Source organism: Rhodococcus sp. ENV425 (assembly GCF_002887785.1).
GTDB lineage: Bacteria > Actinomycetota > Actinomycetes > Mycobacteriales > Mycobacteriaceae > Rhodococcus > Rhodococcus aetherivorans.
In genome coordinates this window covers 1-10106 of sequence record NZ_PCZU01000194.1, presented here as the reverse complement: position 1 = coordinate 10106, position 10106 = coordinate 1, and the positions used below count along the sequence as shown (strand labels likewise).

General features: G+C 73.1%; 10 protein-coding genes and 1 pseudogene. 4 read left to right on the top strand and 7 right to left on the bottom strand.

The genetic code is table 11. The features are described from left to right. From CQZ88_RS31170 to CQZ88_RS16375, 3 genes and pseudogenes are all read right to left on the bottom strand, one after another. Positions 1-391 (bottom strand): annotated as a pseudogene (locus CQZ88_RS31170) (energy-coupling factor transporter transmembrane protein EcfT); the annotation flags it as partial. Next, positions 388-1068, bottom strand: coding sequence for an energy-coupling factor ABC transporter ATP-binding protein (locus CQZ88_RS16380; protein WP_029543325.1), 681 nt, complete (start codon positions 1066-1068; stop codon positions 388-390). The gene CQZ88_RS16380 and the pseudogene CQZ88_RS31170, both read right to left, overlap by 4 nt. A 22-nt stretch (positions 1069-1090) precedes the next feature. Then, complete coding sequence (locus CQZ88_RS16375; RefSeq protein ID WP_102800037.1) at positions 1091-1687, bottom strand: biotin transporter BioY; 597 nt, start codon at positions 1685-1687, stop codon at positions 1091-1093. Positions 1688-1904: 217 nt separating this feature from the next. Between CQZ88_RS16375 and CQZ88_RS29935 the strand changes: the two genes are divergently transcribed. Next, complete coding sequence (locus CQZ88_RS29935) at positions 1905-2078, top strand: hypothetical protein (RefSeq protein ID WP_029543328.1); 174 nt, start codon at positions 1905-1907, stop codon at positions 2076-2078. 15 nt (positions 2079-2093) lie between these two features. Here the strand turns inward: CQZ88_RS29935 and CQZ88_RS16365 are convergent, their stop codons facing one another. Together CQZ88_RS16365 and CQZ88_RS16360 are read right to left on the bottom strand one after the other, a co-directional pair. After that, the gene (locus tag CQZ88_RS16365) at positions 2094-4583 is read right to left on the bottom strand and encodes a bifunctional lysylphosphatidylglycerol flippase/synthetase MprF (protein ID WP_050035113.1); all 2490 of its coding nucleotides are present in this window, start codon (positions 4581-4583) and stop codon (positions 2094-2096) included. Continuing rightward, positions 4580-5914 (bottom strand): alpha/beta hydrolase family protein, encoded by a 1335-nt coding sequence (locus CQZ88_RS16360; RefSeq protein ID WP_102800038.1) that lies wholly within the window; start codon positions 5912-5914, stop codon positions 4580-4582. Before CQZ88_RS16360 ends, CQZ88_RS16365 begins: the two co-directional genes overlap by 4 nt. A gap of 57 nt (positions 5915-5971) precedes the next feature. On the opposite strand from CQZ88_RS16360, the gene CQZ88_RS16355 reads away from it, so the two are divergent. Next, positions 5972-6691 carry a PIG-L deacetylase family protein gene (locus CQZ88_RS16355; protein ID WP_006948272.1) on the top strand — a complete coding sequence of 240 codons (720 nt, stop codon included), beginning with the start codon at positions 5972-5974 and terminating at the stop codon, positions 6689-6691. On the opposite strand, the gene CQZ88_RS16350 is transcribed toward CQZ88_RS16355, so the two are convergent. Both CQZ88_RS16350 and CQZ88_RS16345 read right to left on the bottom strand, forming a co-directional pair. Continuing rightward, positions 6673-7578 carry a diacylglycerol kinase gene (locus CQZ88_RS16350; RefSeq protein ID WP_006948271.1) on the bottom strand — a complete coding sequence of 302 codons (906 nt, stop codon included), beginning with the start codon at positions 7576-7578 and terminating at the stop codon, positions 6673-6675. The two genes, CQZ88_RS16355 and CQZ88_RS16350, sit on opposite strands and share 19 nt — an antisense overlap. Beyond that, entirely contained in the window at positions 7575-9197 is a 1623-nt protein-coding gene (locus tag CQZ88_RS16345; protein ID WP_102800036.1) for an FAD-binding oxidoreductase, read from the bottom strand. Before CQZ88_RS16345 ends, CQZ88_RS16350 begins: the two co-directional genes overlap by 4 nt. 20 nt (positions 9198-9217) lie before the next feature. Here CQZ88_RS16345 and CQZ88_RS16340 point away from each other — a divergent pair, with 20 nt between their 5' ends. Beyond that, on the top strand, positions 9218-9835 hold the full coding sequence (locus CQZ88_RS16340) for a TetR/AcrR family transcriptional regulator (RefSeq protein ID WP_006948269.1): 618 nt from the start codon (positions 9218-9220) through the stop codon (positions 9833-9835). Beyond that, positions 9832-10106 (top strand): FAD-dependent oxidoreductase (locus tag CQZ88_RS16335; protein WP_146034321.1); only part of this gene is annotated, 275 nt, incomplete at its 3' end. The genes CQZ88_RS16340 and CQZ88_RS16335, both read left to right, overlap by 4 nt.

The following is a 10106-nucleotide window of genomic DNA, read 5'->3' as shown; positions in this document are numbered from 1 at the left end:
CCCGCCGGAACGGGCCCAGCCCCGCCACGATCGCATCGAGCATGTCGCTCACCCGGGTGGTCAGCGTCACCAGCGCGGCGAGGGCCACGGCAACCAGCAGCTGACCGGACACCACCACCGCCCGCTCCCAGCCGGCGAGCAGCACCTGGAACGCCGCGATCACCACGAGCATCCACAACAGCGGCCGGAGCTGTCGCAGCGCGGGCCGGGGCGGGATCCGCGCCAGCAGGTAGAGCCCGAGCACGACCGCCCCGGCCACCGGCACCTGCCACGGTTGCCGCATCCACACCGTGAGCGCGACGATGAGCACCGCGGTGACCAGCAGCTTCGGGCCCGCGGGCGCCCGGTGCAACGGCGACGCCGCGCGATGGTACAAGCCCAGGGTGCTCACGCGACCAGCCTGCGGTAGTAGTCGATCGCCGGGCCGGGTGTGTCGTCGGCGACGACGCGCCCACCGTCGACGACGAGCACCCGGTCGAAGCCGGTCAGCAGGTCCAGATGGTGGGTGACCACCACCAGTTGCTGCTCGAGGGCGGCGAAGGTCCGCGCGATCAGCCGGGCGTTGCGCAGATCCAGCAGCGTGGTGGGCTCGTCCGCCACCAGCACCTGCGGATCGGTGACCATGATCGCCGCGAGGGCCAGGAGCTGCTTCTGCCCGCCGGAGAGCAGGTGACTCGGGTGGTCGTGGTGCCCGGCCAGCCCGAAGTCGGCGAGCACCCGCCGTACCCGCTCCGCGCGCTCGGCCTTGCTCAGTCCGCTGCGGCGCAGGGAGAAGGCGACGTCTTCCGCGACCGTGGGCATCACGATCTGATGGTCGGGATCGGTGAAGACGAATCCCACGCGCCGGCGCACCTCGCGGGCCTTGCGGGCGGTGTCCAGGCCGTCCACCGTGACCGTGCCGGAGGTCGGGATCACCAGACCGTTGATCATCCGGGCCAGGGTGGACTTGCCGCTGCCGTTGGCGCCGACGATCCCGACGCGGCGCTCGGTGAGGGTCACGTCGATGCCGTCGAGGACGGTGCGCTCACCGTAGGCGTGGCCCACCTGCCGGAAGCGGATCTCGCTCATGCGGTCGTGCCCGGCCCGGCGCTCAGCGCGCGGGGTCGGTGGCCGGGCGTGCCGGTGCGCTCGGGCTGAGCAGGGCCGGGTAGGCGCGGTGCACCTGGGCGGCGACGACCGCCGCGACGACGGCCTTGAGCAGGTCACCGGGCAGGAAGGTGGCGTTCGCGCTCAGCGCCGCCCACAGCGTGAGATCGGTGCGTGCGAGCATGCCGGCGATACCGAAGACGTAGAGCACGACGATGCCACCGAGGACGTTGACGGCGATGCCCGGCAGCACCCGGTAGTGGGGCAGCATGCGCGCCGAGAGCCAGCCGATCACCGCGACGGCGGGAAGCCAGCCGAGCAGGAAGCCGACCGTCGGGCCGGCCAGCGCCGTCAGGGTCGTGCGTCCCCCGGCGAGCACCGGCAGCGCCAGGCCCAGCACGATCACCGTGGCCACCGACAGCACGCCCTTGCGGACGCCGAGCAGCGCCCCGGCGAGCATCACGCCCAGCGTCTGCAGCGTGATCGGCACGCCCGACGAGCCGACGGTGATCTGCCCGGGCAGACCCAGAGCGATGATCAGGGCGGCGAACACGGCGATCTGCGCCAGGTCGCGGGCGGGCGTGCGGCGGGTCGAGGACACGATTCTCAGCCTTCTGACGAGGGGACCGAACCTGTCGAGGGTATGTCGCCGCGGCGTGCTCCTTCTCACCACCCCGCTCCGGGCCGGCCCCCGAACAGGGCCGCACCGGCCTCCGGGTAACCACCCATCTTTCCCTGATCTCTGCGTTGACCTGGTGTTTTTCCGACCGTGGGGTGTCACGATCGACAACGAACGGCAACGACGCAAGGAGAAGACGATGTTCTGGAAGATCGTGGGTGTGGTGGCGCTGGTGTGGATCGCCCTCGTGGTGGTCGGGGCGCTCGCGGAGCACCTGTTCGGGATTCTCGTGGTGAGCGCGCTGATCTTCGGCGGCTACATGCTGTACAAGGCCGTGGCCGGCAGCAAGGACGACCACATCACCCACGTGTGATGTGGTCGCGGCGGCTCAGCGCCGCAGCAACTGTGCGAGCAGCCGGCGACCCTGCCCGAGCGACACGTCGGGCAGGTACGCATGACCGACGGCGATGCCGATCGTGGGCAGGGCCGCGGCGTCCGGGAACACCAGGTACATGGGCCGGTGCTGCGGCTGGAACTTCGCCTTGAAGGCGAGCAGCGACCGGAAGCCGTAGACCGGCTCGAGGGTGCGGCCCAGCAGGTCGAGCAGCGCGTCGAGCGCGCCGCGGTCGAGGGCGCCGGCCGACGACGGGTCGGCGCCGGCGAGCGGCGCGCCGGACAGGCTGAGGAACTCGAGGCCCTGTTCCTGCGCGGACATGGCGGCCGAGGCGATGAGGAACTCCATCGCGGGACGGAAGCCGTCGGAGCGGCGGCGCATGAAGTCGAGGGTCAGGCCGACCAGGGCGCCGTCCCGGTAGACCGGCATCCACGACGTCACGGCGTGCACGTGGTCGTCCGCGTCGATCGCCAGGAGCAGCCGCACCTCGGGGTCGCGCAGTTCCTCGAGCCCACCGAGGGTGAAGCCCATCTCGGGGAGGCCCTTGTCGGCGACCCATTCCTCGGAGATCTCGACGATCTGCTCCGTCACCGGCAACGGAGCCTCGGTGAACGTCGTCCACCGCGCCTCCACGCCGTCCTTGGCGGCGCGGTTGAGGGCGGTGCGGACGTCCTGGAACTTCTTGCCCTTGAACGCGAGGCCGGGAAGCGCGACGACCGTCTCTTCGGCCACCCGCAGACAGCTCCAGCCGTGGTCCCGGGCGATCGCGGCGGTGTCCTCCCCGACGGAGTAGAAGCACGGGGTCCAGCCGTTGCCGAGGCAGTACGCGGCGAACTCGTCGATCGCGTTCTCCAGGCCCGCAAGATCACCCACCGGGTCGCCGGTGGTCAGGGCGACACCCGAGTGCACGCGGTAGGCCACGGCGTGCCGGCCGTCCTCGCCGAACCAGTAGTGGTTGCCGGGCCACGTCGTCATCCACGACAGCGAGGTGCCGCCGGGGGAGTGCAGCAGTGCACGCACCCGGTGTTCGTCGCCGGGATCGTGCCCGAGCGCGGGGACCAGGAAGCTCCGGACCATCAACAGGCAGAACGCGGCCCACACCAGCACCCCCACCCACTCGAACAGCAGCGTGGCGGCCGGGGTCAGCGGCAGTACCGGCGGCTCGAACAGCTGCAGATACACGGGTGGGACGAGACGTCGCGGCGCGTCGCGCACCAGCGTGGCGCCGCCGGGGTCGCGGTCGAAGCCGTCGGCGAGCAGCGCCCCCACCACCACGTAGGTGACGAGCGCGGCACCCGCCGCGGCGGCGGTGCCCAGCCACACCCGCGGATACGTCCCGCGCGGGGCGCGCACCCCGAACAGCCGGCGGGTCATCAGCAGCAGCACGAGCACCGCGACGAGGGCCAGCAGCGGAGCGAGTTCCATGTACACCGAGCTGGTGCGGCGGGTGCCGTACAGCAGCGACCGGGTCTCCTCCTGCTCGGTGATCTGCACGACCGCGCTGACGGCGGCCACCGCGATCAGGGCGACGTGCCCCCACACCGAGAGCAGCCACGCGGCGCGGCGGCCCCGGCGCAGTCCCTCCGCTCCCACGAGCAGCACCGCCGACGGCATCAGGTTCATCACCAGCGGTCCGATCCCGGACAGGCGCAGCGCCTGCCGCCCCTTGCGGCACTCGTCGCGCAGGGCCGGGTCGGCGCAGATGTCGACCAGTTCCCGTGCGCTGTACGGGACCTGGTCGAACAACTCCCGCAGCGCCGAGAGCGGCCCGATGGCGTGGGGGGAGAACGCCGCCAGGATCGGGCCGAGGACGCTGGCGGCGACCACCAGCGCCACGAGGGTGCGACGCTCCCGCACGGTGCCGCCGAGCGCCGGGCCCCGGGCCGCGCGGCCGAACAGCACGGGTCCGAGGAACAGGCCTGCCAGCGCCGCGCAGAGCCGCACCACGTCCTGCAGGTGCCCCGCGAACAGGGCGCTCGTCACGAGGAACACCAGCACCAGGGTGCGGATGCGGCGCCGCCACAGCGTGCCCATCGCCGCGGTGGCGGCGAGCAGGGTGCCGAGCACCCACGGCAGGGGATCCTCGGTCAGATGCCCGTGCAGCTCGAAGCCCCACGAGTTCGGCACGGTCGACGCCAGCAGCGCCACCAGCAGGGCGAGCGCGGCACCCGCACCCTGCGAGAGCGCCGCGGCGAGTGCGAATCTGCGGCTGCCGAGGCGGTTCTCCACCGGCACCGCGACGGCGAGGATCGCCACGCTCGACAGGACGTACTCGCCCAGGCCGGACGCGAAGAGCCCGGACGTCCAGAGCACCCACGGATGCCCCTCGCCGAAGCTACGGGTGCCGAGGGAGACGTCGAGGGCCAGGTCGTGGGACGGCCCGCGCCACACGGACCCGGTGGCGATCGCGAGCACCCACATCGCCGCGAGCAGGGTCAGAGCGACGGGGGCCCGGCGCAGCGCCGCGCCGCTGCGCGCGATCACGGGGCGACGAGGCCGAGTCGGCGGCTGAGCCACGGCAGCTCCTTCTCGAGTCCGGCGGACCACACCGCGAAGCTGTGCGCTCCCGGCAGTTCCGTGAGGTGGACGTCCATGCCGGCGGCCCGGGCCGCCGTCGTGAGTTGTTCGATTCCCGAACGGTATTCGCTGTCGTCGAGGCCCACGACGAACGCCCCTGCCGAGCCGGGGTAGCGGTTGCGGGCCAGCAGGTCGGCAGGGTTGTTCCGCGCGAACGCCTCCGTGTCGCCGCCGAACACCTCGCGGATCGTGCGGTCCCGATCGCCGAGGGTCGGCTCGGCCTGGCCGGAGAAGTCGAGGAACGTGGGGTACACCTCGGGGCGGGCGGTCGCGAGCTGCAACGCGCACGTGCCTCCGTACGAGAGCCCGCCGATCGCCCAGCCCGCCGGATCGTCGTCGACCTGCAGGTGCTCGCGGACCCAGGCGGGCACGTCGAGCGCCAGGTAGGTCGCGGCGTTGCCGAGGCGGGAATCGGCGCACAGCGGGTTGTCGAACTGGTCGCCGGTGCCGTCGGCGAGCACGACGACCGGTGCCAGCCCCTCGTGCCCGGCCGCGAACGCGTCCATGATCTGCGGCAGCCGGCCCCCGATCAGCCAGTCGTCGGTGCTGCCGGGCTGGCCGGCGAGCAGCACCAGCACCGGGAGTTCGGGGCGCGGGTCGGCGAAGTAGGCGGGTGGCAGGTAGATCCGCGCGTCGCGGGCGCGGAATCCCGAGACTGCGCCGGGGATCGGGGTGGTCGTCACCGCGCCGGTCGCGGGCAGATCGGCCGGGGGCGACCAGGTCTCGGACAGCGGCCGCCGAGCGACCGTCGCCGTGGCCGGTGCCAGGGCCGCGTCGAGCGGCACGGTGCGGTAGTCGGTCATGCCGAGGGCGGAACGCACGGTGGGGTAGGCGTCGAACACCGCGTTGATCCGCCCCGCGCCCGCCACCACCACCGCCAGTGCGGCGACGACGAGGCCGGCCGCGACGAGCGGACGCGCCCGGTCCCGGCGGCGGACGAGCCACCGGCCGGCCAGGAGCGCGACGGCGAGGACGGCGACGGCGGTCCACGCGTACACATCCCGAGGCAACCGATCCGGGAACGGTCGCCACACCTGCTCGACGAGCACGGCGGCGAGCACCACCAGCACCAGGGTCAGCGCGACGGCCGTCGGAATCCCCGTCAGGAGCCAGCGGCGGTGCCGTCGCGCGGCCAGGGCGGCCAGGCCCGCGACGGTGAGGACGGTGAACACCACGGCCGCCGCCGTCGTCGTCAACCGCACGTCGAGCGCTGCTTCGACGAGCCCGGACCACGACACGCCGTCCAGTATGCGCGAGGCCCCCACCCCCGCATCGTGATCGGCGATAGTGGACGAATGGAACCGGTACCGGAGGACTGGCAGCGGGCGCTCGTGATCGCCGCGCACCCCGACGACATCGAGTACGGCGCGGCGTCCGCGGTGGCGCGGTGGACCCGACAGGGCAAGGAGGTGCGCTACGTCCTGGCGACCAGCGGCGAGGCCGGCATCGCGGGCCTGCCGCCGGCGGCGTGCGGGCCGCTGCGCGAGCAGGAGGAGCGGGCATCCGCCCGGGTCGTCGGGGTCGAGGTGGTCGAGTTCCTCGGGCATCCCGACGGCCGCCTGGTGGCGGGGCCGGACCTGCGCCGCGATCTTGCGGCGGCGATCCGGCGGCACCGACCCGAGATGGTGGTGACCGGCAATTTCGGGCTCACGTGGTTCCCCGGCGTCCTCAACAGCGCCGACCACCGTGCCCTGGGGCTGAGCGTGCTCGACGCGGTCACCGACGCGGCGAACGAGTGGATCTTCCCGGACCTGGCCGAGCAGGGTCTGCCGCCGTGGCCGGGGGTGCGGTGGGTGGCGGTGAGCACCACGTCTCCCACTCACGGAGTGGACGTCACCGACACCGTCGAGGACGGCGTCGCGTCCCTCGCCGAGCACCGCCGCTATCTCGAGGCACTCGCGCCCACCCCCGTGCTCGACCAGGCCCGGGCGCAGGTGGAGTCGGCCACGGCCGCTCTGCCCGGGTTCGCGGCGGAACGGGCCGCCGGGTTCGAGCTCTACACGTTCGGGGGCTGACCGCCGGGTACGAGGACGACTCCGGCACCGGGCACGGCCTCGACGTCCACGGGCAGCGGTCCGAGCGGTTCGCCGTCCGCGTAGGCGGAGATGCCGGGACACTCGAGCCGCACCCGCCGGGCGCGGTGCACCCTCACCTCGTCCAGGTCGACGTGGGTGCCGCGGTAGACGGTGGGGAACAGGCGCAGCAGGCGGGTCCGGTTGGCCGAGGTCACGATCACGACGTCGAGGAGGCCGTCGTCGAGACGCGCGTCCGGCGCGATGCGCATGCCGCCCCCGTAGGTGGAGGCATTGCCCACGGCCACCATCGTCGCCGCCACGTCGAGGTCGTCGCCGTCCAGCGTGATGCGATACGGCAGCAGGCGGAGATTCGCCAGTTCCGCGACCATCGCGACGTTGTAGCGCAGCCGGCCGCGCGGCCGGCGCATCCGGTTGGCGCGGTCGGTGACCAGGGAGTCGAATCCGCTGGCGAGCACGGTGCCGAACCAGTGGTCCGGCCGCCCGGGCGCCCGGACCCTTCCGAGGTCGATCGTCCGCGTGGCCCCGTCGGCGATCACGTCGGCCGCCGCCACCGGATCCGACGGCACGTGCAGGACGCGGGCGAGGTCGTTGCCGGTCCCGGCCGGGACGATGCCGAGCGGAATCCCGGTCTGCGCGAGCGCCTGCCAGGCGAGCCAGACGAGCCCGTCCCCGCCGACCGCGACGAGTGCCCCGGTTCCCTCGCCGACGGCGTGGCGCACCAGTTCGAGGGAGTGTTCCGGGGTGTCGCCGGCGATCTCGGTGACGCGCAGGCCCCGTTCGCGCAGCCGGGCCGTGGCGGACCTCGTCGCGCGCGCGGTGTGCGGGCCCGCGGCCGGGTTCGTCAGGACGGTGACGGATTCGATCACGGCAGCAGCTTTCCAGGGTTGAGGATGCCGAGCGGGTCGAGTGCGTCCTTGACCGCGCGGAGCAGGCCGGTGCCCAGAGTCCCGATCTCGTCGGCCATCCACGGCCGATGGTCGCGCCCGACCGCGTGGTGGTGGGTGACGGTGCCGTCGGCTGTCATGATCGCGTCCGTGGCGGCGCGCTTGGCCGCCGACCACTGCGTGAGGGGATCGTCCGTCTGCGCGCACACGACGGTGAAGTACAGGGACGCGCCGGTGGGGTAGGTGTGCGAGATGTGGCACAGCACCAGTGGCGGGGTGCCCTGTTCCTGCAGGGAGGCGGTGAGCGCATCGGTCACCGCCGTCCGCAGCCGCGCCAGATTGCTCCACGTGGTGGCGGTTTCGAGGGTCTCGGCGAGGGCCCCGACCCGCAGCAGGGCGTCGCGCAGGTGCGGCGCGTCGAACCGTCCCTGCTCCCAGGCGCGGGCCGGCTCTTCTCCGAGGTCGGTGCCGCCCAGGGTCGAGAGCAGGGCGTCGACCTCCGCGGCGCGGGCTCGTACGTGTTCGGCGGTGCCCTCGACGGTGGTCACGGCCAGGCATCCGGTGGGGGCGGTCGCACCGATGTGCTCGTGCAACGCGAGATTCGTCGCGGTCTCGGTCTCGTCCGACAGGCGCAGCACGGTGGGGACGGCGCCGGTCTGCACGAGGGTGCGCAGGGCGTCCGCACCCGTGGCGAAGTCGGGAAACGACCAGGCGCGGTGGGCGGTCGCGGCGGGGATCGGGTGGACTCGCACGCCGACCTCGGTGACGATGCCGAACAGGCCCTCGGACCCGAGGAACAGTTGCCGCAGGTCCGGGCCCGCGGCCGAGGCCGGGGCGCGGCCCGCCCGGACGGTACCGCGCGGGGTGGCGACGACGAGGTGCTCGACCATCTCGTCGAACCGGCCGTGGCCCGCGGAGGCCTGGCCGGAGGATCGGGTGACGGCGAACCCGCCCACGGTCGCGTGGCGGAAGCTCTGCGGGAAGTGCCCGAGCGAGAAGCCGTGGGCACCGAGCAGTTCCTCGGCCTGCGGTCCGGTCGCGCCGGCCTGCAGCGTCGCCAGACCGGAGACCGGATCGAGATCGGTGAGCGCGTTCATCCGTTGCAGGTCCACTGCCACGACGGCCTCGAAGCCGTCGCGCACCGGATCCAGCCCGCCGACGACGCTGGTGCCGCCGCCGAACGGCACGACGGCGATCCCCTCGCCCGTGCAGTAGTCGAGTACGGCGAGCACCTCGTCGTGGCTGCCGGGCCGCAGCACCGCGTCGGGACCGTCCTGCGGGCCGGGGTTCTGTCGCCGCAGCAGGTCGAGGGTGCTCTTGCCGCCGGCGTGACGGAGCCGGGCCGCGTCGTCGTCGGCGACGTGTTCCGGACCGACGATGCGCCGCAGGCCCTGGTGGTGCCGGGTGTCCAGCCGGGACGGGGTGAGCCGCACGGCGGTCTCGGGCAGCGAACGGGCGCGCTCGGTGTCCACGCCGAGAGCCTGTCGAAGCAGTGTGCGGACGCCCTCGCCGAGTTCCTTCCGGCGGTCCGCCGTGCCCCACGCGTCCCACTCCATCTCGGCTGCGGCGGTGGGGTGTTGCGGTGTGAACCTCACAGTCATGCGTTACAGTGTTACATACAATGTCTATTCGTAACGATGAGATCCGGTCTTCCGGCCCGCCGGCGGCAACCGTCGAGAACCAGATCCTCGACGCCACCCGCTCGTGCCTGCTCGACTTCGGACTGCGGCGCACCACCCTCGCCGAGGTGGCGCGGCGCGCCGGTGTCAGCCGTCCCACGGTCTATCGCCGCTGGCCCGACACCCGTGCCCTGGTCGCGGACCTTCTCACCCGTGAGATCCGCGCCGTCCTGCCCGATCTCCGCGGAGAGGGGCCCGTCCGGCCGCGCGTCGTGCGGGCCGTCGTGACGGCCGTCGACGAGATCGGCACACATCCGCTGTTCGAGAAGATCCTGCGGTCGGACCCGGACCTGCTCATGACGTACATCGTGGACCGGCTCGGGACCAGCCAGCACGCAGTGCTCGAGGTGCTGACCGGGGCGCTCGTCCTCGGCCAGCGCGACGGCACCGTCCGCGCCGGCGACGTCCGCGCGCTCGCCGCGTTCGTGCTGCTCACCGCCCAGTCCGTGGTGCAGTCCGCCGGGATGGTCACCGAGGTGGTCGACCGGGCGGCCCTGCTGACCGAGCTGGCGCACGCCGTCGACACCTATCTCGCACCCTCCGGGGAGGATCGCCCGTGACCGGACCCGCCTCCAGTGCCCTCGACGCCGCCCGCCGCCGCCGGGAACTCGACGACCTCGCCGCCCGGCCCACCGTCGACGTGCTCGTCGTCGGCGGCGGTGTCACCGGCGCCGGCGCCGCGCTCGACGCCGCGTCGCGCGGCCTGAGCGTCGTCCTCGTCGAACGGCACGATCTCGCCTTCGGCACCAGCCGGTGGAGTTCGAAGCTCGTCCACGGCGGCCTGCGCTATCTCGCCACCGGGAACATCGGCATCGCCCGCGAAAGTGCCGT